The sequence below is a fragment of the Streptomyces saintjeani genome (assembly GCF_055409605.1).
Genome location: NZ_CP189624.1, coordinates 4,422,558 through 4,443,223, shown reverse-complemented (window position 1 = coordinate 4,443,223; position 20,666 = coordinate 4,422,558). Strand labels below are relative to the sequence as shown.

The following is a 20,666-nucleotide window of genomic DNA, read 5'->3' as shown; positions in this document are numbered from 1 at the left end:
TGTGTCCGGCATCACAGCAGGCTGGGAGTTTGGAGTGACGCATGGGGAGCAGCCTGTCGTCCGTAGCCCTTCGACAGCTCGGATTGATGTTTTTCTCACCTTGATGGTTCAGAGTGACCCCGATGAACCGCACCCGCCCCCAGGGGAACCGAAGGTTCGCGCTGCTCGGCGCGACGGTGTTGATGGCAGGGAGTTGTGTCCTGGCGTCGGCGGCTGTCGCCGATGACGGGGGCGGGCCCCTGGGTGTGACGGTGGTGGCTCAGGGGGAGGCGGCTGCGGCTGCGGCGCGGGTGGGGGCGTTGTTCTACGCGGACGATGTGGGGAAGCCGGCGGGGGAGCATTTCTGTACGGCGTCGGTGGTGGAGAGCGAGGGGCGGGATCTGATCGTGACCGCCGCGCACTGTTTCGGTGGGGACGACGGGTCCGGGTTTGTTTTTGTGCCGGGGTACAAGGACGGGAAAGCGCCCTACGGGATCTGGAAGGTGCGGAAGAGTTTCCTGCCCGCCGAGTGGGCCAAGGAGCAGGACGAGGACAGCGACATCGCCTTCGCCGCCCTCGCGCCCAACGCCGGGCACCGGAACATCGAGGACGTCGTCGGAGGGAACCTCTTCGCCCCCCGGACCGCCACCGGCGCCTCTCCCGTGACCGTCACCGGGTATCCGGACACCTCCGAGCGGGCGATCACCTGCACCAACCGGCCGGCCGTGCACAGCAGTACGCAGCAGCGGATCGAGTGCCCCCGGTTCAGCGCGGGAACCAGCGGCAGCCCCTGGGTGAACGGGCACCACGAGGTCGTCGGCGTACTCGGCGGGCACGAGCAGGGCGGGGACACGGACGACGTGTCGTACAGCGTCGTGCTGGGGGCGGAGGCCGAGGCGCTGTACAAGGAGGCAGGGGGGTGACGGGCGTACGATCGTCTGTCGTATCGCGTGTCCTGAACGCTGGATAGAGAAGGTCTTGTCCCCCACGCCTCGCCTTCGTACGCCCGCCCCCCGCACCCCTCTTCCCCGCCGCGTCCCCGGCAGATCCTGGTCCAAGCCAGATGCCGCGAAGCCGGACGCGGGACCCGTCCCCGACGTCCGCTGCCGCCGCTGCGGCGTCCCCCACGAGGCCGACGAGCCCTGCGGGAGAGGGGATTAGAACGTCCTCGCGATGGACAGCCTCCGACCGGGGCGAACCTACCCGTGCGCGGCGAGTTCCCGCCGTAGACTGACGCGCGGTGACTCCCGGGCGGCGAGGGGCGGTTGACGGTGCGTAAGGCGTGGATCTGGGTGACCGCGGTCGCCGGGGCCGGGCTCGCGTTCGTCATGGTGCTCGTCGTCGGGGTGTACCTGGTCGCCGGGAACATGGCGAACGGGGTCGGCGGGGGGACCAAGGCGCTCGCCAAGGGGTCCGTTCCCGCCGCTTACACCGCGCTCGTGCAGAAGTGGGGCAATCTGTGCCCCGAGATCAATCCCGCGCTGCTCGCCGCGCAGCTCTATCAGGAGAGCGGATTCAATCCCCGGGCGCAGAGCGCCGCCGCCGCGCAGGGAATAGCGCAATTCATTCCCGGTACCTGGGCGACGCACGGCCTCGACGCGAACGGGGACGGCAGGAAGGACGTCTGGGATCCCGCCGACGCCATTCCGTCCGCCGCCTCGTACGACTGCGAGATCGCGAAATACGTCAAGGACGTGCCCGGGAACGCCACGCACAACATGCTCGCCGCCTACAACGCGGGCGCGTACGCGGTCATCAAGTACGGGGGCGTACCGCCGTACAGCGAGACCCAGAATTACGTGAAGACCATCACCACCCTCGAAGAGAGTTTCGCGGCGCCGGTCGGGCGGGTGTCGCCGTCCGAGCAGGCCGCCGGGGCGATCTATTACGCGCAGAAGAAACTCGGCACGCCTTATCTGTGGGGCGGCGACGGGACCGCCGCGGACGGCGGGCGGTTCGACTGCTCGGGGCTGACGAAGGCGGCGTACGAGAGTGTCGGCATCGAGCTGCCGCGCGTCGCCAACGACCAGTACAACGCCGGGCCGCACCCCACGCGGGCCGAACTGCTCCCCGGTGACCTGGTGTTCTTCTCCGACGACCTCACGAACTCGCGGGCCATCCGGCACGTCGGGATCTACGTCGGGGGCGGGTACATGATCGACGCGCCCCGTACGGGGGCCGTCATCCGGTTCGACCCGATCGACACACCCGACTATTTCGGGGCGACCCGGGTCACCGCGGATGGCGCGAAAGCGCTGCCGACCAATGTCTGAAAACGGGTGACGGTTCCTTAAACCGGCCCTGCGCCGAGTTGGCGCATCTCCCTTCGATAACGTCTCGGTGATCATTCAGTGGAGACAGGAACGTTGTAAGCGGGGCCGTGCGTTCCTGTTGAGACGACCACGACGAAGGGGCCGCAGCACCATGGCTGGACTCGCCGATTCCGGATCCAACCCCGATGTCGAGCTGCTGTACGACATCAATGGCCTCGCCAAGGACGCGCCGCACTGGTTCGACCGAATCGTCGGATTCGTCGGCGAATACGGGTTGTTGTTCGCGATGGTTCTGCTCATCGTGTGGTGCTGGCTGGCGGTGCGGCGGCGGGCCGCTTCCGGGGAGGAGGCGGCGGCTTCTGTCGCCGCGCTCGTGTGGGCGCCGCTCGCGGCCGGCGTCGCCGTTCTGATCAACGTGCCCATCCGGGGGTTCGTCGAACGGCCCCGGCCGTTCAATGACCATCAGGGGCTTGAGGTTCTCGTCTCCGGGAAGACGGACTTCTCGTTCGTCAGCGACCACGCGACCATCACGATGGCGATGGGGGTCGCGCTGTTCGTCGCCAATCGGCGGTTCGGGGTGTGGGGGCTGCTGTTGGGGGTTCTGGAAGGGTTCTGCCGGGTTTATATGGGGGTTCACTATCCGACCGACGTCATCGGGGGGTTCGCGCTGGGGACGGCCGTCGCGCTGTTGCTGTCCCCGCTGGCCTCGATTCTCCTGACGCCGGTTCTCAAGGCGATCGAGCGGTCGCCGAGGGTGGGGTGGCTGGTGCGGAGTCGGGCGGCTCGGGTCGCGTTCGTGCCGGGGGCTCGGACGGGGGTTGAGGCGGGGGAGCGGGACCTGGCTGCCTAATGGGGTGGGGGGTTCTGGGGGCTGGCGGGTGCGGCGCCGTCGTGGCTGGTCGCGCAGTTCCCCGCGCCCCTAAAAGACTTGGTTGCGCTTCTAGATTCCCTGTGGGTACGTGAAAAACCTTGCCGGGTCGTACTTCTGCTTCACCTTCGCCAACCTCGGCGCCGCGTCCCCGTAGTACGCCTTCCGCCAGTTCGTCAGCGTCGGGTCCGTGTAGTTCTGGTACGCCGCTCCCGACGCGTACGGCTGCATCGCTTTGTGGGCGGAGTTGAGCCAGGACTGCGCCGCTGCGCCCGTCGTGCCCGACTTCCACGACGCGATGTACTGGGCCAGGAAGCGGGAGCGGCGGTGGACGAAAGCCGTCGCCGTGGGGGAGACGCGGTTCACCGCGCCGCCCAGGGCTGTGAGGGCGATGCTTCCGGCGCCCCCCTGGACCGCCTTCAGCTGCTTGAGGAGGGCCTGGATGCCCGCCTCCGACAGGGACCTGTCGTAGAAGTCGGAGCGGGCCGTGTACGTCTCGCGGCCCAGCTTGCCGCCCGGGTCGCGGCCCGGGAGGGTGCCGGGGCGGTGGCAGCTCGCGGGCTTGGTGTACGAGGAGCAGCCGGCGTACACCTCCATCGCCTCCGCGTACGAACGGCGGCGCAACGAGACCGACTTGGGGGCGCCCGCCTTGGCGGCGAGGCGGTCGACCGCGTTCTGGAGTTCGTTGTACGTGCCCAGGGAGAAGGCCGCCAGGGAGATGGACGGGGTGCCGCCGGGGGAGTTGGAGAAGCTCAGGGCGGACCAGATCTCGTCCGGCTGGGCCGGGCCCCACTCCTGCCACGCCCGCAGGACCGCCGCCGCCTTCGCCCAGGACCAGGTGAGGTAGCCGGAGACCGCCTGGGGCGCCGCGTGGGTCTTGAACTGGAGCTCCGTCACCACGCCGAAGTTGCCGTTGCCCGCGCCGCGCAGGGCCCAGAAGAGGTCGGGGTTCTGCTGCGCGTTCGCGGTGAGCTGCTTGCCGTCGGCCGTGACGACCGTCGCCTGCGTGAGGCTGTCGCAGGTCAGGCCGTACGCCCGGGAGACCACGCCGTGCCCGCCGCCGAGGGTGAGGCCCGAGACACCGACCGACGGGCAGGAGCCGGCGGGGATCGTGACGCCCTTCGCGGTGAGCGTGCGGTAGACGTCGATCAGCTTCGAGCCGGCGCCGACGACGGCCGTACCGCCGCCCACGCGGACGCGGTTCAGCTTGGAGACGTCGACGATCAGGCGGCCGTCGCCGGACGACCAGCCCGCGTACGAGTGGCCGCCGTTGCGGATGGCGACCTTCAGCTTCTGCGCGCGGGCGAACGCCAGTGTCGTACGGATGTCCTCCGCGTGCGCGACGTACGCGACCGCTGTGGGCTTCAGGTTGTCGAAGCGTGTGTTGTAGAGCTGGCGGGCCGCTGCCCACTGGGCCTCGCCGGGGCGGACGAGGAGGCCGTCGAGGTCGCTCGCGAGGGCCTTCCAGTCGGTGGGGGCGCCGGCCAGCGAGGCGCGGGCGAACGAAGGGGTGGGGGCGCCGGTAGTCGTGGACCGGCAGCCGGTCGCCGTCGCCGCGGTGAGTGCGGCTGCGCCGCCGATGAACATGCGCCGTTCCATGGTGTCGCCCTCCGTCGCGGCCTCGTGTCTGTCGAACGAGACGAGTTCCCGGAACGCGGGGTTCCCCGACCGGGGTTCATCCCTTCGCGTGGGTCTCCGCGTCCGTCCGCGCCAGGCTTCTCGCTCGCCGGGCCGGTCCGCGCCAGCCGCAGGTGCAGCGGGCGAAGCAGAAGCGGCCCTGGTCGACGGTGGTGGCGAGATGGTCGCCGGAGGGGGCGGGGGTGCCGTCCGGTTGTGTCACGTACTCCACGGTACTCACTGTCGGTAAAGGGTTCTCCAGGCGGCCGTGGGCGTGACGGTGGTACTTGCGGGTCGTTGAACAGGGCCACATGGGGGCCCGCGATCTGGGGGTAGGCAGGAGATGAAGGACCGTCGGGGCGGTGTGGTGGCCGTCGCGGGACTGGTGGCCGGAGTCGTGGCCGGGGCCGCGGGGTGTGTGAGCAGTGGCGCCGCCGCCGAGGACGCGCCCGTCGGGGACCCGGTCGGGACCCTGCACCGGGCCGCGGACACGCTGCTCGCGGCGGGCAGCTCCCGTGCGCAGACGTCCATGGAGATGGCGACCGGCGGGACGCGCGTCACGATCCGGGGGGAGGGGGTGTACGACTACCGGCGGCAGCTCGGCCAGCTGAAGGTCGTCCTCCCGCAGGACCCGTCCGGGGTCAGCGAGCACCGTCCGATCACCGAACTCCTCGCGCCGGGTGCGCTGTTCATGAAGAACCGGGGGGCCGGGGTGCCTGCGGACAAGTGGGTCCGCGTCGACACGGCGACCCTTTCCGACGGCAACCTCGTCACCGGCGGTGCCACCGATCCGTTCGCCGCCGCCGAGCTGCTGCGGGGGGTGCGTACGGCGTCGTACGTCGGGCTGACCGACGTCGCCGGGGTCGGCGTCCGGCACTACCGGGGCACCGCCGACCTCGCGCTCGCCGCGCGCGGCGCGACCCCCGGCAACCGGGCCTCCCTCGCCGCCGCGGCCGAGGGGTTCGCCACCGCCGAGGTCCCCTTCGACGTGTACCTCGACGACCAGGGGCGCATCCGCAAGGTCCGGCACCGGTTCAGCTTCGTCAACAGCGGGCGGGAGGGGGTGGTGGCCGTGGCGTCGACGGTCCTGCTGTACGACTTCGGGGCGCCGGCCGTCGTACGGCTTCCGGAGTCTCGGGACATCTACGCCGGGACGATCGCGGAGTGAGCGGTCACTGGATCAGGGTGGTGTGGTGGGTGGGGTGCTTCGGGCAGGCGTAGAGCTGTAGGTGGTTGGCGTCGATGACCGTGACGCCGGGTGGGTTCGGGTCGGCGTCGGCTCGGTCCTCGTAGGGGACCCAGCTTCTGTTGTCCGGGTGCCATTCGTCCGAGGCGATCGTCAGCAGGGGGGTCATCCGGGTGCCGCAGTGGACGCAGAAGCGGGATACGGGGTCGGTGAGGCCCCATCTCGGCCAGCCGCCGATCTTCCAGCCGGGGGCGGTGGAGAGTTCGTCGGTGTAGAACTCGTCCGTCTCCACGACGGTCGTGATCTGCTGCCGCAGTTCCTCGCTCAACTCCAGGTAGTGCGGGTACTCGGTGACCTGCTCCGGCGCGAGCACGCACGGCCGCGGGACGTACCAGGTGTTCGGCTCGGACGGCTGGGGCGGGGCTGTGAGGATCTGGGTGACGTCCGCCGCCGTTCGCCAGAACAGGTAGGTCGGGGGCTTGTGGTCCGGGGGGTGTTCCTCGGAGGGGCACCACAGGATCTGGAGCAGGTCGGTCTTCCCCGGTGGCTGCAACTGGGGTACGTCCCGGACGTACAGCTGGGCCACGGGGATCATCGGCGACAGCGGGCCCTCGTGCCATTTGTCGCAGTGCGGCCACTGGTGACGCGTCGGCCATAGCAGGGGGCCGCCGATGGAGCTGTCGTGCACGGTGGGGGAGCCGGGGCGGGGGTGCAGGCGGGTCGCGGTGCGGGCGAGGGGGGTCAGGGCGGGGGCGAGGGTGGTGATGTCCAGGGGTCTTGGTGGGGTGGTGCGGGCGGTGGGCATGAGGGGGATGCTGCCAGCGGGGTCTGACAGTGGGGTCATCCTGTGGCCGTGAGCCTGTCGTGGATCTGTTCGCGGAGGTCGCGGCCGGGGGTGGTTGTCGCGAAGGGTTCGGCTTCCTGGTGGAGTTCACCAAGGCGGTCGGTGACGCGGCGGGAGTGGACGGCGCCGAGGAGGTCGAGGCAGCGGGTGGTTTCTTCGGCGGCGGCGTCGGGGTTGCCTCCGGCGAGGTGGGTGCGGGCGAGCCCGAGGTGGTCGAACGCCTTGCTGCGGCGCCGGTGTTCGGGGCGTCCGTCGAGGGCCTGTTGGACGAGGCTGGTGGAGCGGCTGACGTGGCGGGTGCGGGCGGTTCCGTCGAGGTGGTGGGCGGCGATCTGGTGGGCCATGCCGAGGGTGGCCTGGAGTTCGGGGAGGTCGAAGAACGCCATGTAGGGGGCCTCGGTGCCGGGTTCGACGCGTTCGTAGGCGTCGAGGGCCCGTCCGGCGGCCGACTCGCTCTCGGCGATGTTGCCCGCGATCGCGTGGAAGCGTGCTTCCAGGGCGGCGAGCAGGGAGGCGGAGGCGGGGGTGAGGTCGCGGCGGGCGCCGTACTGGGCGAGGGCGACGAGATCGAGGGCGTCGTCGGTGTGTCCGAGGTGGGACATCTGGCGGGCCATGCACTGGAGGATGTGCGCGCCGATGCGTTTGTCGCCCGCTTCGGCGGCGGCGCGCAGGGCGGAGACGAAGGTGCGCTGGGCGGCGGTGTGGCGGCCGGCGTCGAAGGTCATCCATCCGGCGACGCCCGCGAGGTCGGCGGCGGCGGAGAACAGCTCACGGCCCACGGCCTCGGTGTAGGTACCCGTCTTCAGCAGGGCGAGGACGGTGTCGGTCTGGGCGAGGACGGCGGAGCGGGACAGGACGCCGCCGTGCCGGTTGTCGAGGTCGCGGAAGGCGGTGGTGATCTGCCGGATGCCGTCGACCTCGGACATGCCGATCCGGTGGCCCGGTACGGTGGTGTCGGGGGCTTGGGGGTGGGCCAGGAGCCATTCCTGCAAGGGGGCCAGGAGGTCGTGGCTGGTGAGGATGCCGGCGGTGTCGGGGCCGGTGCGGGTGTCGGGCAGCATCAGTTCGCTCCGGATGATCTGGCTGAGGGAGGTGAGGGCGCCGGTGCGGTTCCACGGGCTGCGGATGCCGGTCGGTCTGCTCTCTCCGGGCAGGCCGATGTCCGCGTAGGTGAGGTCGGTGCCGGTTGCGGCGCTGAGGACCTCGACCAGGAGCCGGGGCACGGGGTCGCGGGGCACCGTGCCCTTCAGCCAGGCCCTCACCCGGCTCTCGTCGGTGCCCAGCCCGGTGATGCCCTGGGCGGCGCCGCGTTCGGTGATCAGGCGGGCGAGCCGGTTGTTGCCTGCCCCGGCCCGGCTCATCCAGTAGGCCAGACGGGGGTTCGGCTGCCGGTCGAGCGGGGGCCTGCCCATGGGGTGCGCCCTTCCTGATGGCGGGCTCTCCAGGGTATCGGCGGGCCGGTAACTCGCCTACGTACAGACGCAGTTCGCCGTAAAGCGCCGTGGTGACGCCGCACGGGGGTGCCTGGTGAGCGCCGTTGTTCACCGCACATCACCGGCTACCGGACGGATGTTCGGGTGGGGTGTGCTGTGAGGGCGCCGGAGACGCCGACGCTGCGGAAGAAGGAGTACGTCATGGACGAGTTCGGTCCGATGCCCGTGCTGTACGCGGAGGACGCCGACACGGTGACGCTCGGGAATGCCGAGGCCGGGATCCGCGAGGAGATCGCCTTCTACAACTGACCGCCGTCGAGCGGCGTTTCCTCTCCGGGTGGGTCCCCCGTGGACCGCTCCCGTGTACGACCGGCCGGTGCCGTCCGGCATCCGGCCGTCCGGTGAATCGCAGGAAGGACACCCCGTCATGAACACCATCACGGACGCGAGCGTTCTGTCCCCCGTCGTCGTGCCGCTGATTCCGGTGCTGGCGTCGGCCGACGTCGACGAGGTCACCCTCGGTCGGCAGACCTTCAACGACTCCGACAAGGACAACTACTTCGAGGGCTGACCGGCTGAGCATCTGAACACCCTGGGGCGGCGCGGCGTCATGACCGCGCCGCCCCAGGCGTGTCCGTGACCGGCAGGAACGCGGCGGAAGGACGGATGGGGACGGTGACGATGTGGCTGGCCGGGGGCGCTTTCGACGCCCCGCAGGAGGCTGTGCGCGCGGCCGGGGTGTGGCGCGCGCCCGGCAGGAGGGTGCGGGTGGTGGAGCGCAGGGGGGTGAGCGTGGTGGTGGCCGGGGTGTGCCGGGCCGGGGACGCCGAGGTCGTCCGCGCTGCGGAGGAGGCTGTCCGGGGACGGTTCGGGGAGGTGTGCGCTCTGGGCGGCTCGTACTGGATGGCAGTCCGCGACGAGGTACGGAGGCGGACGGTCGTCGCGGGTGATCTCGCGGGGACGCGGGCCGTGTTCACCGCCGTCACCGGCCGGGGCCCGGTGTGGGCGACCGAGGCCGCGCTGCTCGCCAGGCAGACCGGCAGCGGGCCGGACCTCGGCCTGCTCGCGGCGACGGTCGCGGTGGGCTCGGCGGAGCACTGGCCGGACCGGTCGGTGTGGGAGGGGATCCGGCGGGTGCCCGGCGGTTACGTCCTGGTCCTGGACGGCGATGCGGTGCGGGCGGTGGACGTACGGCCGTGTCCGGACGGGCGGAGCATGTGGGAGGGCGCGTCAGAGGTCGGGATCGCGTTGTGGACGGCCGCGCAGAGCTACGCCGCGTCGGCCGGGCCGAAGGTGAGCGCGGATCTGTCCGGCGGCCTGGACTCCTCGGCGGTCGTCATCGCCGCGTCGGCCGTGACCCCGGTCGTGGCCGTCACCTACGGCGGGCCCCTGGCGGACGGCGAGGACACTCGCCTCGCCCGGCAGGTCGCGGCCTTCGCGGGCGTGGAGCACCACGTGAGCGCGGGTGGGGCGGCGAGCGCGTACTACGCGCGCTGGCCGCAGGCGGTGCCGTACGCGCCGGTTCTGCCGGTCGCCTCGTCGGCGCTGGACGCCGATTACCTGGCACCCGCGCGCGGGGTCTCGGCGGTGCATCTGACGGGGCACGGCGGGGACGTAGTGCTGGAGTCGTCGACGGCCGCGTGGATCGCGCTCGTGCAGGACGGCCAGACCCGCCGGGCGAAAGCCGCGGTGACCGAGCGGGCCCGCCGCGTGAACACTGCACCCGGCCCGCTGTGGCGGGCGGTGAAGACCGCGGCGCGGCGGGGACGGCCGTACGCCCTGTCCCGGGCCGCGGAGGCGGTCGCCGCCGGACAGATGCTCGGCGACGGGCTGGGGGTGTGGACGTGGTGCCCCGTCGGAGCGCCGGTGCGGTGGCTCACCCCCCACGGGCGCCAGGCGGTCGCCGCCCTGCTCGACGACTCCGGGAAAGCGGTGGGGGAGGTGGAGGCCGGGGAGTGGGAGGACTGGGCCGCGCTGCGGTACAACGCCGGGGCGCTGCGCGACGGCGCACCGCTGTACGCCGAGCACGGCGTCGTCCCGGTGAGCCCGTTCCTCGACAACGAGACCGTCACCGCCTGCCTGCGCATCGCCGCCACGAAGCGGCGCGCCCCCGGGGTCTACAAACCGCTCCTGGCCCTGGCCCGCCCCGACCTGCCGGGGTGGCTGACCGGACGGCAGTCCAAGGGGAACTTCACACCCCTGCTGTACGAGGGGCTGCGCGCCCACCGCCAGGAGCTGCACCGCATGGTCGACGCGAGCGCCCTGGTGGCGGGCGGGCTCCTGGACGCCGGCGTCGTGCACATGGCGCTGGACGAGGCGGCGGCGGGCACCGGCCGCCCTCCGCTGCCCGCCCTGGAGACGTTCCTGATCACCTCGTGGTGGCTGGCGCACGCCGCCGTCCTCACCGGGGAGACACGGTGAGGCGGGTGCCGCCCGGCATCCACCGGGCCGACCTCGGCGACGGCTGCACGGCCGTCCTCAACGTCCGTACGGGCCGGTGGCAGTGGATGAACACGGTCACGGAACGGATCTGGTCGGCGGCGCTCTCCGGTACTCTTCCCGGCCTCGTGGCGGAGCTGCGGGCGGAGGGGATGCCCGGCGACGTCGAGACGACGGTGACGGCCGTCGTCGGGAACCTGGAGACGGCGGGCCTGCTCACCGGCTCGGGGCCCGGGGCCCGGGTGCTGCCGCCGCCGATGCCCCCGGCGACCAGGCCCGTACCGCCGTACGACGGCACACCGGGCCGCGCGGTACGGGTACTGGCCCGCCTCGGCCTGGTCCTTGCGCTCGCGATGATGCGGTTGCCTCTGTGGACCCGGATGCGGCTCCTGGGCGCTCTGCGCCGTCTGCCGCCCGCCCCTGCCCCCGCCGCCGCGTCCGTGGTCGCCGCCGTCCACGCGGTGCGCCCGGTCTGGTGGCCGGGCAGGATCGCGTGCATGGAGGTGTCGCTGGCCGCGGTCCTCGTCCTCGCTCTCCAGGGGCGCCGGGCGCACTGGGTGATCGGCGCACGGCGCCTGCCGAACGAGGCGCACGCCTGGGTGTGGACCCCGGCCGGGGCGCTCGGCCTGAGCGGACGCGACGCGGACGACCCCCGCCGCCCCTGGACCGCCGTCGCCTCCGCACCCCCCGTCCACCCCCACGAATGAACGGAACCGACCGGAGTCGACGTCTCCAGAGTCTCTTCTGACCGGCTGTGACAGCGGATACGGAAATGGCGTGCGCGGCGGCGGGCCGGGCCTCTACACCGGACGGGTGACCGAGTCCCTGCCCGCCGCCGTCGGCCCCGCGCCACTCATGCGGCACACCGACGACCACCCCGCATCCCCGGGCCTGGCCGCCACCGCGCGCCGCCTGCCCGCCGTCCTCGCCCGCACCCTGCGCCTGGCCTGGCACGCGGACCGCCGCGCCCTGCTGGCCATGCTCACCGCCCAGACGGCCGCCGCCGCCCTGGCCGCACTCGCCCTCACCGCGACGACGACGCTGATCGCCCTGGTCCTGAACGCAGCCGGCGCCTACGGCCGCCACGAACCCGTCGGCCCCCTCCTGCGGGACGCGGCAGTACCGGCGGCGTGGGTGACCTGCGCGCTCGCCGCCGCCTCCCTCGCCGACACCGCAGCCCGCGCCGCCGCCGCCCGCCTCAGCCCCCGCGTGTTCCGGGAGGCCGACCTGCGCGTCCTGGACGCGGCGGCCGGTGTCGAGCTGATCGCCTACGAGCACCCCGGTTTCGAGGACCGCCTGGACGCGGCGGGCAAGGGCGCCGAGTCGGCCCGGGATCTCGTCCTCGACGTCCAGAGCGGCATCTCCGTCCTCGCGCAACTCGCCGCCGTCACCGCCGTCGTCGCCGTCCTCGACCCGCTCCTCGTCGGCCTCCTGCTGCTGACCGCCGCGCCCCGCGCGTACGCCTCGCTGCGGGCCGCGCGCCTGGAGCACGCGGCGGTCACCGCCGCCCGCTCCGACAGCCGTCTGCGCGCGACCCTGCGCGGCTACAGCACCGACCGCAACACCGCAGCCGAGATCCGCTCCGCCCGCATGGGGGCCTTCCTCTCCGCCCGCTACCGCCAGGTCTCCGACCGCCTCGAACACGAAGCCCTCACGGCCGCGCTGCGCGGCCTGCGCGTCCAGCTCGCCGGCGACACCGTCTCAGCCCTCACCCTCCTCACCACGTTCGCCGTCCTCACCCTCCTCGTCACCACCGGCCGCCTCGATCCCGCCGCTGCGGGCACCGCCCTGTTCGCGCTGCGCACCGCGACCGCCGCCCTGACCACCCTGACCCGCGCCACCGCACGGGTCTTCCGCACCGGCCTCCACCTCGACGACTGGGCCGCCTTCCTCGACGAAGCCGACCGGCACCGCACCCATCGAGGCACTTGCCCCCTGCCCCCCGACGGCCCCACCGTCATCAGCGCCCGGGGCCTCACCTTCACCTACCCCGGCAGCAAGCGCCCCGCCCTCGACGGAGTCGACCTCGACCTCAAACGCGGCGAACTCGTCGCCGTCGTCGGGGAGAACGGCTCCGGCAAAACCACCTTGGTCCATCTCCTCACCGGCCTCTACCTCCCCGACACCGGCACCGTCACCTGGGACGGCATCCCCCTGTCCGACGCCTCACCCGCCGATGTGTGGCGGCACGTCGCCATGACCCCTCAGGACTACACCCGCTGGCCCCTGACCGCCCGAGAGAACATCACCCTCGGGACCCCCCACCCACTGGGCGACACCGCCGTCCACCGCGCCGCCCGCGCCGCCGGCGCCGACCAGGTCCTCGACCGCCTCCCCCACGGACTCGACACCTCCCTCGCCCGCTCCTGGTGGGGCGGACACGACCTCTCCGGAGGCCAGTGGCAACGCCTCGCCCTCGCCCGCTCCTTCCACGCCGACGCCGCCGTCCACATCCTCGACGAACCCACCGCCGCCCTCGACGCCCGCGCCGAACACCAAGTCCTGACCGCCTTCCGTCTCCTGGCCGCCGGACGCACCGCCCTCGTCATCACCCACCGCCTCGCCAACACCCGCACCGCCGACCGCATCATCGTCATGAACGACGGAAAGATCACCGAAACCGGCACCTACCAGGAACTCCTCGACCAGGACTCCCTCTTCGCCGAACTCCACCGACTCCAAGAAGGCGGCATCACCTGAGCCTGCTCTTCACCACGGGACAGCTCAGGCCATAGCTTCACCTCTGCGTCACTCTCGCAAACCGGGTTCAGTGATCCGCGTCGGCTGTTTCCTTTGGTGAAGCGGCGCCTCGACCCCGGCGGACGGCCCCCTGGGCCCCGTGCCTTGTTACTCGACAGTTTCTGACGGGGTATCGGGAGTTTGCAGCAACTGCGTGCGCTGGAGCCGATGTTGGTGCTAGCGTGCCTGCACCACAATAAAAAGTGGCCCCATCAGGACTCGGAGTGTTGTAGCACTCCGCTGACGGGGCCGTGACGACATCTCCCTGAAAGGTCTGTCGCCGTGCGTCATGCTATCGCGCGCGCCATTTTCGCGTGCCTCCACATCCTCCTCACCCTCGCCCTCCCCGCCAAGGGACGGCGCCGCAAGCAAGTAGCGGCTCCCACAGCCCCGCAGCCGTACGTCAGCCCGTGGTCGCGTCCCTGGACCGGGCCCACGAAGGAAGAGGCCGCGGAGTTCTTCCGCCTCCAGGCCGAGTACGAGCTCCAGCAGGAACGCCAACTCGCGGCGGCGTACGCGACGTTGGGCATCGACTACCCGTACACCTTCCCCGGCGCCCCCTTCACCGCCGAGGACTTCGGGACCCACGTATGAACCGCGACGCCCTGACCACCGACGCCCCGCCCGGCTCCCTCTGGGCCGTCTGCACCCGCTGCGGACGCTGGACCCGCGCGGCCGTCGAACTCCCCAGCCCCGGCCCCGTCCGGTACGCCTGCCCCGACTGCGTACTCCTCTGAGGCGCGGCAGAGCCCCCGTCAGTATTCCGACGGGGGCTCTGTCTTGTGCTGACGTCAGATGGTGCCGCGTGTCACGGCGTCCACGAAAACACCCCAGTGGGTGTCGGAGAAGACTACGGCCGGTCCGGTGGGGGTCTTGCTGTCGCGGACCGGGACGCCTGTCGGGTGGCCGTCCAAGACTTCGAGGCAGTTCCCGCCCTGTGGATTGCTGAACGACGACTTCCGCCAGCCGCTCAGCGTGGACGCGTCCGCGATGTGCTTACTCGGCATCTCGATTCCTGTATTCCTGTGCTTGTTCCCTGATCATGACCAGGGACGCATCATGCGACTCGGCATCCCCCAAGGCGAGATCGTATGTATCTTCGATCACTTGCACCACGCTAGGGGAGTCGTGCACGTAGCCCGTACGCGTCCCTTCGGTGTACGCAACCGGCGGTTGATCCTCGAACCGCAGGATCGTGACTGGGCCGTCGAGCATCTGGACCCCCTTACCGTAGGGCAGCACATGCACCCGGATCCTCTCCTTTTCGCCGAGGTCCGCGATGTGCTCCAACTGCTCCGCCATGACCGGGGGCGGTACCACTGGGCGCCTGAGTACGCCCTCTTCCAGAAGCACCCAAACTACGGGCGTCATGGGGTCGTCAAGCCGAGCGCCCCGCTTCATGCGTGTGTCAACGTACTTGGCGCGCTGCTCAGGACTGATCGCCGGGTACCCCTGCCTCATCAACCCATCGGCGTACGCGGGGGTTTGCAGGATGCCAGGGACGAAGATGAGGCCGAACTCGCGGATGATCACGGCCTGTTGCTCAAGTTGCCGCCCGCGTTCGAACCAACTCGGAACGTCCCCCTCCTCCGCAGCGCCGGGACGGAACGTCTCCAGCACGTCACCGAGTTCCAGCGCGCTGTCCAGTTGCCTGGCGTCTTCTTTGGTGGGCGTCCTACGGTCCGACTCGAAGTTGGCGATCTGTGATCGCGACAGGAACGCCTTCGCGGCTAATTCTTGCTGCGACCACCCCTTGGCCTCCCGCGCCGCCTTCAACCACTCCCCGTAGGTTCTGGCCAAAACTTAACGCCCCCTTGTGTCACGCGGCTTGACACAAGAATGCCAGTACCGCGACCTACGGAATGGGCAGTTCCCTGGATAGGCGAAACCCATCCGGAGGTAGACGACAGTGCCCAACGGTACAAGCGAGAAGCCCGAACAGCCCTCCCCCTGGGAGCCGTTCATCACGCCCGAGATCATCGGGGACTGTGACGGCTGCAAGGTGTTCGTCGACGAGTGGTTCAAGCGCATGGCCACGAAGACGAAGGACGGCAAGCCGAACGAGAACCGCGACCCGTCGGCGGCGAGCGACGCGGCCGTGCTGTGGACGCGGCACGTGGCGGAGGCGCACAGCGAGGTGACCCCGTGAGGTGGCCCAACGCTCGCATCAGCGCCCTTGGTGAGCCCCAGCTCGTCCAGCTCCTGGACGGCACGGAAGAAGTCGACGCGGCGCCCCTGACGGACTGGCGGACCGAGTACGGAGGTGTCCTCAACGTCCAGACCGGCGAGATCGAGCTTCCGGTGCCGACCTTCACCCCCTGCCCCTACCCGAACTGTCCCGACTGCAAGAGGGAGGCGGCCCATGGTGACCGCTGAGCACATCGGGAAGACCGTCACGGACGGCGTGCGTACCGGCGTCCTCATGGCCATCTGTGAGGACGTGGACGAGACTCGGCTTCCCGCGTACCGGAAGCCGATTCTCAAGGCGTGGGTACGGCCCGAAGGCGGCGGCATCGAATGGAACGCGCGGCCGTCCACACTGGAACTCGTATGAGGGCTGTGTGCACCGTCGTGGTTGTCCTCGCCGCGGCCGTGTGGACCCTCGTCGTGGCGTGGGCCGTGGCCCGTTTCGCCGCCTGATCCCTCACGTCACCCGGAAACCTCCCGCTCCGACTCGCTCCGCAGTACGCAGAACTCGTTCCCCTCCGGATCGGCCAGCACCGCCCACCCCGTACCGTCCGCATCCCGCCGGTCGGTGACGAGGGCCGCGCCGAGTGACAGGAGCCGCTCCACCTCCTCGTCCCGCGAGGTCTCGGGACGCAGGCACAGGTGGAGCCGGTTCTTGTCCCGCTTCGGCTCGGGCACCTGGTTGAAGTAGAGGACGAGCCCCGTCGGCAGCGCCACCAGCGTCTCCGGGTTCCCCGGCTTGTCCTCCGGCCCCAGCGACCCCCCGGTCACCCCGCTCCAGAACCGCGCCAGCGCGTACGCGTCCCCACAGTCGACCGCCACGTTCTGCACCACAGACACCATGGCGCCCAGCATCCCCTACAGCGTCACCAGCTTCACAACCCCGTACACCGCCGCCGCCACGGCCCCCGCCGCCGGCATCGTGATGAACCACCCCAGGATGATGTTCTTCGCGACCCCCCACCGCACGGCGTTGATGCGCTTCGTCGCGCCGACGCCCATGATCGCGGAGGTGATGACGTGGGTCGTGGAGATCGGCGCCTTGAAGAGGAACGCCGTGGTGAACATGATCGACGCGCCGGTGGTCTCGGCGGCGAAGCCCTGCGGCGGGTCGAGTTCGATGATCTTGCGGCCGAGCGTGCGCATGATGCGCCAGCCGCCCGCGTACGTACCGAGCGACAGCATGACCGCGCACACGATCTTGACCCAGACGGGGATCGGGTCGCCGTAGTCCTCGACGTCGGCGATGACGAGGGCCATCACGACGATGCCCATCGTCTTCTGGGCGTCCTGGAGGCCGTGGCCGAGGGCCATCCCGGCGGCGGAGACGGTCTGGGCGATACGGAACCCGCGCTTGGCCTTGTGCGGGTTGGCGCGCCGGAAGATCCACATGATCGCGGTCATGACGAGGTACCCGACGACGAGCCCGACGACGGGCGAGACGAACATCGGGAGGACGATCTTCTCCAGGACCCCGTGCCAGTACACGGTGGTCCCCCCGGCGAGCGCGGCGCCGACCATCCCGCCGAACAGGGCGTGCGAGGACGAGGAGGGGAGGCCGAAGTACCAGGTGACGAGGTTCCAGGTGATCGCGCCGACGAGGGCGGCGAAGAGGATGCCCATCCCCTTGGACCCCTCGGGGGTCTGGATGATCCCCTCGCTGACGGTCTTGGCGACCCCGGAGCCGAGGAAGGCCCCCGCGAGGTTCATCACGGCGGCCATGGCGAGCGCGGCGCGCGGGGTGAGCGCGCGGGTGGAGACCGAGGTGGCGATCGCGTTGGCGGAGTCGTGGAAGCCGTTGGTGTACGTGAAGAAGAGCGCGACCAGGATGGTCACGACCAGGGCGAACGTGTCCACTACGGTTCAGGACTCCTTGACGGCGATGGTCTCCACCGTGTTCGCCACATGCTCGAACGCGTCGGCGGCCTCTTCGAGGACGTCGACGATCTGCTTCAGCTTCAGCACCTCGATGGCGTCGTACTTGCCGTTGAAGAGGTGGGCCAGCAGTTTGCGGTGGATCTGGTCCGCCTGGTTCTCCAGCCGGTTGACCTCGATCCAGTACTCCGTGAGGTTCTCCATCGTCCGCAGGTTCGGCATCGCCTCGGCCGTGAGGTCGGCGGCTCTCGCCAGCACCTCGATCTGCTGCTCGACGCCCTTGGGGAGTTCCTCGACGTTGTAGAGGACGACGAGGTCGACGGCCTCCTCCATGAAGTCCATGATGTCGTCGAGGCAGGACGCGAGGTTGTAGATGTCCTCGCGGTCGAAGGGCGTGATGAAGGAGGAGTTCAGCTGGTGGAAGATCGCGTGCGTCGCATCGTCACCGGCGTGTTCGGCGGCCCGCATACGCTCTGCGATCTCGGCCCGGCCGGCGGTGTCCGCCCCGAGCAGTTCCATCAGGAGTTTCGAGCCCGTGACAATGTTGTCCGCGGACGCGGCGAACATGTCGTAGAAGCTCGTCTCCCTGGGGGTCAGACGAAAGCGCACGTGGGGTCCTCGGTATGCATCGGTTTCGGTCAGGCTGATGCTAAGCGCATCATCCGGTCAGGGCTAAGGGGCCGTCCCCAGTGTCGCCCATCAGGCACAGTGACCAGCACGGGGTGGGACCAAGACCCCTATACCCAGCAAACTTGGTTACGATATACCCAGTAGGGGTATACGAGACGAACCGGAGGACGCGATGACGACCACGCAGGCCGAGGAAACGCCCTCCGAGGAGACCGCCGGGCACGCGACGCACGGCTACCACAAGCAGAAGGACGAACACCTCAAGCGCCTGCGCCGGATCGAGGGCCAGATCCGGGGGCTGCAACGCATGGTCGACGAGGACACCTACTGCATCGACATACTCACGCAGGTCTCCGCGTCCACGAAGGCGCTCCAGTCCTTCGCGCTGCAACTCCTTGAGGAACACCTCCGGCACTGCGTGGCCGACGCGGCGCTCAAGGGGGGCGACGAGGTCAACGCGAAGGTGGAGGAGGCGACGAAGGCGATCGGGCGGATGCTGCGTACGTGACGTACGCCGCCGTCAGTGAGGCGGCTCGGCCCCGGGCGTCTCGTCGTCCCGCACCCGCACCACCCTCAGCACCTCGTCGATCGAGTCCAGGCTGAGCCGCTCCCCGTCCGTCGAGGACGCCGCGATCATCAGCTCCCCGCACAGTTCGATCTCGGCGAGTGCCACGTGATCCTGCACCGCCGTACCGCCCCCCGGAGCCACCGCACCTCACCTCGTCCCTGCTGAAGCCGAACCCGGCTTCCTAGAGTAGGCAGCGGCCCACACGCGGCGCATGGCACGGAAGGGCTAGTTCTTGCCCACCCGGCGACCGAATCTGTCACAGACCTCTTCGGTCACACCTGTCACCTACGGCGGCATGCGTACCGTCCACGACGGCGGCCGTGGACGGTACGCGGGGGCTCAGTGACTTCCGGGTCCGGTTTCTGTACGGAGTACGCAGTCGGGGCACGCGTACCGGACGGGGCCGGGGTCGGGGAGTTCCACCGCCGCGCGGGTCCAGCGTCCGCAGCGGGTGCAGACGGCCCACAGGGAGGTGGGCGGGTCGGTCGTCAGGGCGTCGCGGTTCATACGCGGGTCCCGAAGTCTTCGGCGGTGAAGGGGGCGTTGGGGTAGGTGTACGGGTAGTCGATGCCCAACGTCGCGTACGCCGCCGCGAGTTGGCGTTCCTGCTGGAGTTCGTACTCGGCCGGGTCCTGGAGCGCGCGTGCGCGTGCGCGTTCGCGTTCGGCGAGGATCTGCCGTACGGCGTCCGCTTCGGCCTGGAGGCAGAAGAACTCCGCGGCCTCTTCCTTCGTGGGCCCGGTCCAGGGGCGGGACCACGGGCTGACGTACGGCTGCGGGGGTGCGGGGACCGCTGCGGTGGGGGGCTTGCGGCGCTGCCCCGAGGCGGGGAGGGCGAGGGTGAGGAGGGTGTGGAGGCACGCGAAAATGGCGCGCGCGATAGCATGACGCACGGCGACAGACCTTTCGAGATGCTTGTCGTCACGGCCCCGTCAGCGGAGTGCGACAACACTCCGAGTCCTGATGGGGCCACTTTTTGTTGTGGTTAGGCGCACGCTAGCACCAACATCGGCTCCAGCGCACGCAGTTGCTGCAAAGTCCCGATATCCCGTCAGGAACTGTCGGGTAACAAGGCGCGAGCCCTACGGGGACGCGATCCCGTACCCGATCAGCGTGCCGATGTGGCCGGCCTCCGGGGCGTCGTGGGCACGTACCGACACCTCGTCAAACCCAGCCGTCCGCAGGAGACTTCGCCACACGGCCGGCGTGTAGCTGTAGCGGTAGGTGTATGTCGCCGGTCCGGCGAAGCCGCCCTTGTACATGCCCTGGGGGCCGGTTGGGAGAACATGAGCCGGCCGCCGGGGGTGAGGCGTTGCTTCACCAACGGGAACAGGTGCCGGGGACTCTGGCCCTTCGGCCCCCGTCCGGTCGTGAATCGCCGACCGTCCTACGACCGGACGGGAGTTGAGGGGAATCAGGGGCGGTCGAGTACGGCCAGGCCGAGCAGGAGGATGGAGCTGACGGCTGCGACGCCGATGTACGCGGCCTGCCAGTGGAGCCGGGCAAAGTGCTTCATCCGGGCCGCCGTTGCCGGGCGGAGCGGCTGTCGGTGCAGGCAGGGCAGGGGAGTTGGCGGGTGTACGCGCATTCCGTGCACCCTCCCCACCCCAGGCAGGCGGAGCACCAGAGCCGCGTCCAGCCGAGGCAGTTGGCGCAGGCGCCGGGAGCGGTGGGTACGAGGCTGATGAGGATGAGCCGGCGTACGGGAGCGACGGTCCGTCCGCGTGTGTGGATGCGCTCGGCGTACCGGCTCGGCGCATGAGGGTGCGGAACGGTCACGGCTGGACCTCCCGGTGCGGATGGTTCTCCAACTCGCGGTTGAGCCGTTGGACCTTCGTGTCGTTGCCGGTCCGGCGTGCCGTCTCCCGTTCCCTGCCCAGAGCGGCGCAGACGCGGCATCCCTCGCGCGGGACGGGTTCAAGTCCGGACAGGGCCAGGGGTCTTGCTCGCATCGTTCGTGCCTTCCGCTGTCGTTGTCGCTATACGCAACCAGCCGTGCACGGTCAGCGGTACTGTGGACGAGGAGCT

Annotated in this window: 28 protein-coding genes and 1 pseudogene; 14 read left to right on the top strand and 15 right to left on the bottom strand. The window is 70.4% G+C overall.

Annotated features, from left to right (window positions below; translation table 11 throughout):
• Nucleotides 1–122 precede the first annotated feature (122 nt).
• The 3 genes from ACQCO7_RS20095 to ACQCO7_RS20085 all read left to right on the top strand — a co-directional run bounded on the left by ACQCO7_RS20095 (nucleotide 123) and on the right by ACQCO7_RS20085 (nucleotide 3,102).
• The gene (locus ACQCO7_RS20095) at nucleotides 123–902 is read left to right on the top strand and encodes a trypsin-like serine peptidase (protein ID WP_464073167.1); all 780 of its coding nucleotides are present in this window, start codon (nucleotides 123–125) and stop codon (nucleotides 900–902) included.
• A gap of 342 nt (nucleotides 903–1,244) precedes the next feature.
• Nucleotides 1,245–2,252 carry a C40 family peptidase gene (locus ACQCO7_RS20090; protein WP_464073166.1) on the top strand — a complete coding sequence of 336 codons (1,008 nt, stop codon included), beginning with the start codon at nucleotides 1,245–1,247 and terminating at the stop codon, nucleotides 2,250–2,252.
• A gap of 151 nt (nucleotides 2,253–2,403) precedes the next feature.
• The gene (locus ACQCO7_RS20085) at nucleotides 2,404–3,102 is read left to right on the top strand and encodes a phosphatase PAP2 family protein (protein ID WP_010355705.1); all 699 of its coding nucleotides are present in this window, start codon (nucleotides 2,404–2,406) and stop codon (nucleotides 3,100–3,102) included.
• A gap of 90 nt (nucleotides 3,103–3,192) precedes the next feature.
• Here the strand turns inward: ACQCO7_RS20085 and ACQCO7_RS20080 are convergent, their stop codons facing one another.
• Both ACQCO7_RS20080 and ACQCO7_RS20075 read right to left on the bottom strand, forming a co-directional pair.
• Nucleotides 3,193–4,719: an FAD-binding oxidoreductase gene (locus ACQCO7_RS20080; RefSeq protein WP_464073165.1), complete on the bottom strand. Its 1,527-nt coding sequence runs from the start codon at nucleotides 4,717–4,719 to the stop codon at nucleotides 3,193–3,195.
• A gap of 76 nt (nucleotides 4,720–4,795) precedes the next feature.
• On the bottom strand, nucleotides 4,796–4,960 hold the full coding sequence (locus ACQCO7_RS20075; RefSeq protein ID WP_464073164.1) for a hypothetical protein: 165 nt from the start codon (nucleotides 4,958–4,960) through the stop codon (nucleotides 4,796–4,798).
• A 120-nt stretch (nucleotides 4,961–5,080) separates the two neighbouring features.
• Between ACQCO7_RS20075 and ACQCO7_RS20070 the strand changes: the two genes are divergently transcribed.
• The gene (locus ACQCO7_RS20070; RefSeq protein WP_464073163.1) at nucleotides 5,081–5,905 is read left to right on the top strand and encodes an SCO4651 family lipoprotein; all 825 of its coding nucleotides are present in this window, start codon (nucleotides 5,081–5,083) and stop codon (nucleotides 5,903–5,905) included.
• 4 nt (nucleotides 5,906–5,909) lie between these two features.
• Here the strand turns inward: ACQCO7_RS20070 and ACQCO7_RS20065 are convergent, their stop codons facing one another.
• Nucleotides 5,910–6,728 carry a YwqG family protein gene (locus ACQCO7_RS20065; RefSeq protein WP_464073162.1) on the bottom strand — a complete coding sequence of 273 codons (819 nt, stop codon included), beginning with the start codon at nucleotides 6,726–6,728 and terminating at the stop codon, nucleotides 5,910–5,912.
• A gap of 35 nt (nucleotides 6,729–6,763) precedes the next feature.
• Complete coding sequence (locus ACQCO7_RS20060) at nucleotides 6,764–8,179, bottom strand: transcriptional regulator (protein WP_464073161.1); 1,416 nt, start codon at nucleotides 8,177–8,179, stop codon at nucleotides 6,764–6,766.
• A gap of 448 nt (nucleotides 8,180–8,627) precedes the next feature.
• Between ACQCO7_RS20060 and ACQCO7_RS20055 the strand changes: the two genes are divergently transcribed.
• From ACQCO7_RS20055 to ACQCO7_RS20030, 6 genes are all read left to right on the top strand, one after another.
• Nucleotides 8,628–8,771, top strand: coding sequence for a hypothetical protein (locus ACQCO7_RS20055; protein ID WP_464073160.1), 144 nt, complete (start codon nucleotides 8,628–8,630; stop codon nucleotides 8,769–8,771).
• 65 nt (nucleotides 8,772–8,836) lie between these two features.
• On the top strand, nucleotides 8,837–10,621 hold the full coding sequence (locus ACQCO7_RS20050; protein WP_464073159.1) for an asparagine synthase-related protein: 1,785 nt from the start codon (nucleotides 8,837–8,839) through the stop codon (nucleotides 10,619–10,621).
• Nucleotides 10,618–11,346 (top strand): lasso peptide biosynthesis B2 protein, encoded by a 729-nt coding sequence (locus tag ACQCO7_RS20045; RefSeq protein WP_464073158.1) that lies wholly within the window; start codon nucleotides 10,618–10,620, stop codon nucleotides 11,344–11,346. Before ACQCO7_RS20050 ends, ACQCO7_RS20045 begins: the two co-directional genes overlap by 4 nt.
• A 106-nt stretch (nucleotides 11,347–11,452) precedes the next feature.
• Nucleotides 11,453–13,339, top strand: coding sequence for an ABC transporter ATP-binding protein (locus tag ACQCO7_RS20040; protein WP_464073157.1), 1,887 nt, complete (start codon nucleotides 11,453–11,455; stop codon nucleotides 13,337–13,339).
• A 321-nt stretch (nucleotides 13,340–13,660) separates the two neighbouring features.
• Complete coding sequence (locus tag ACQCO7_RS20035; protein WP_464073156.1) at nucleotides 13,661–13,972, top strand: hypothetical protein; 312 nt, start codon at nucleotides 13,661–13,663, stop codon at nucleotides 13,970–13,972.
• Nucleotides 13,969–14,115, top strand: a complete 147-nt coding sequence (locus tag ACQCO7_RS20030) for a hypothetical protein (protein ID WP_464073155.1) — start codon at nucleotides 13,969–13,971, stop codon at nucleotides 14,113–14,115. Before ACQCO7_RS20035 ends, ACQCO7_RS20030 begins: the two co-directional genes overlap by 4 nt.
• A 54-nt stretch (nucleotides 14,116–14,169) precedes the next feature.
• On the opposite strand, the gene ACQCO7_RS20025 is transcribed toward ACQCO7_RS20030, so the two are convergent.
• Together ACQCO7_RS20025 and ACQCO7_RS20020 are read right to left on the bottom strand one after the other, a co-directional pair.
• On the bottom strand, nucleotides 14,170–14,385 hold the full coding sequence (locus ACQCO7_RS20025; RefSeq protein ID WP_464073154.1) for a DUF397 domain-containing protein: 216 nt from the start codon (nucleotides 14,383–14,385) through the stop codon (nucleotides 14,170–14,172).
• Nucleotides 14,375–15,178: a helix-turn-helix domain-containing protein gene (locus ACQCO7_RS20020; protein WP_464073153.1), complete on the bottom strand. Its 804-nt coding sequence runs from the start codon at nucleotides 15,176–15,178 to the stop codon at nucleotides 14,375–14,377. The genes ACQCO7_RS20025 and ACQCO7_RS20020 overlap by 11 nt, the downstream gene beginning before the upstream one ends.
• A gap of 109 nt (nucleotides 15,179–15,287) precedes the next feature.
• Between ACQCO7_RS20020 and ACQCO7_RS20015 the strand changes: the two genes are divergently transcribed.
• The 3 genes from ACQCO7_RS20015 to ACQCO7_RS20005 are packed head-to-tail and all read left to right on the top strand — an operon-like array spanning nucleotide 15,288 to nucleotide 15,932.
• A complete protein-coding gene (locus tag ACQCO7_RS20015; protein WP_464073152.1) occupies nucleotides 15,288–15,527 on the top strand; it encodes a hypothetical protein in 240 nt (79 codons plus the stop codon).
• Nucleotides 15,524–15,754 (top strand): hypothetical protein, encoded by a 231-nt coding sequence (locus tag ACQCO7_RS20010; RefSeq protein WP_464073151.1) that lies wholly within the window; start codon nucleotides 15,524–15,526, stop codon nucleotides 15,752–15,754. The genes ACQCO7_RS20015 and ACQCO7_RS20010 overlap by 4 nt, the downstream gene beginning before the upstream one ends.
• Nucleotides 15,741–15,932: a hypothetical protein gene (locus ACQCO7_RS20005; protein ID WP_464073150.1), complete on the top strand. Its 192-nt coding sequence runs from the start codon at nucleotides 15,741–15,743 to the stop codon at nucleotides 15,930–15,932. Before ACQCO7_RS20010 ends, ACQCO7_RS20005 begins: the two co-directional genes overlap by 14 nt.
• 95 nt (nucleotides 15,933–16,027) lie before the next feature.
• Here ACQCO7_RS20005 and ACQCO7_RS20000 read toward each other — a convergent pair whose 3' ends face one another.
• Genes ACQCO7_RS20000 through ACQCO7_RS19990 form a run of 3 tightly spaced genes read right to left on the bottom strand, consistent with a single transcriptional unit; the run spans nucleotide 16,028 to nucleotide 18,049 of the window.
• Complete coding sequence (locus ACQCO7_RS20000; RefSeq protein ID WP_464073149.1) at nucleotides 16,028–16,408, bottom strand: VOC family protein; 381 nt, start codon at nucleotides 16,406–16,408, stop codon at nucleotides 16,028–16,030.
• A gap of 15 nt (nucleotides 16,409–16,423) precedes the next feature.
• Nucleotides 16,424–17,422: an anion permease gene (locus ACQCO7_RS19995; protein WP_464073148.1), complete on the bottom strand. Its 999-nt coding sequence runs from the start codon at nucleotides 17,420–17,422 to the stop codon at nucleotides 16,424–16,426.
• A 6-nt stretch (nucleotides 17,423–17,428) separates the two neighbouring features.
• A complete protein-coding gene (locus ACQCO7_RS19990; RefSeq protein ID WP_055721076.1) occupies nucleotides 17,429–18,049 on the bottom strand; it encodes a DUF47 domain-containing protein in 621 nt (206 codons plus the stop codon).
• Nucleotides 18,050–18,242: 193 nt separating this feature from the next.
• Between ACQCO7_RS19990 and ACQCO7_RS19985 the strand changes: the two genes are divergently transcribed.
• Entirely contained in the window at nucleotides 18,243–18,578 is a 336-nt protein-coding gene (locus ACQCO7_RS19985) for a metal-sensitive transcriptional regulator (RefSeq protein ID WP_464073147.1), read from the top strand.
• A 12-nt stretch (nucleotides 18,579–18,590) separates the two neighbouring features.
• On the opposite strand, the gene ACQCO7_RS19980 is transcribed toward ACQCO7_RS19985, so the two are convergent.
• From ACQCO7_RS19980 to ACQCO7_RS19955, 6 genes and pseudogenes are all read right to left on the bottom strand, one after another.
• Nucleotides 18,591–18,779, bottom strand: a complete 189-nt coding sequence (locus tag ACQCO7_RS19980; protein WP_464073146.1) for a hypothetical protein — start codon at nucleotides 18,777–18,779, stop codon at nucleotides 18,591–18,593.
• Nucleotides 18,780–18,977: 198 nt separating this feature from the next.
• The gene (locus tag ACQCO7_RS19975) at nucleotides 18,978–19,145 is read right to left on the bottom strand and encodes a hypothetical protein (RefSeq protein ID WP_464073145.1); all 168 of its coding nucleotides are present in this window, start codon (nucleotides 19,143–19,145) and stop codon (nucleotides 18,978–18,980) included.
• The gene (locus ACQCO7_RS19970) at nucleotides 19,142–19,531 is read right to left on the bottom strand and encodes a hypothetical protein (protein WP_464073144.1); all 390 of its coding nucleotides are present in this window, start codon (nucleotides 19,529–19,531) and stop codon (nucleotides 19,142–19,144) included. The genes ACQCO7_RS19975 and ACQCO7_RS19970 overlap by 4 nt, the downstream gene beginning before the upstream one ends.
• Nucleotides 19,532–19,720: 189 nt before the next feature.
• Nucleotides 19,721–19,980, bottom strand: a pseudogene (locus tag ACQCO7_RS19965) (SAM-dependent methyltransferase); the annotation flags it as partial.
• A gap of 170 nt (nucleotides 19,981–20,150) precedes the next feature.
• Entirely contained in the window at nucleotides 20,151–20,417 is a 267-nt protein-coding gene (locus tag ACQCO7_RS19960) for a hypothetical protein (protein WP_464073143.1), read from the bottom strand.
• A complete protein-coding gene (locus ACQCO7_RS19955; protein ID WP_464073142.1) occupies nucleotides 20,414–20,590 on the bottom strand; it encodes a hypothetical protein in 177 nt (58 codons plus the stop codon). Before ACQCO7_RS19955 ends, ACQCO7_RS19960 begins: the two co-directional genes overlap by 4 nt.
• Nucleotides 20,591–20,666: the final 76 nt, after the last annotated feature.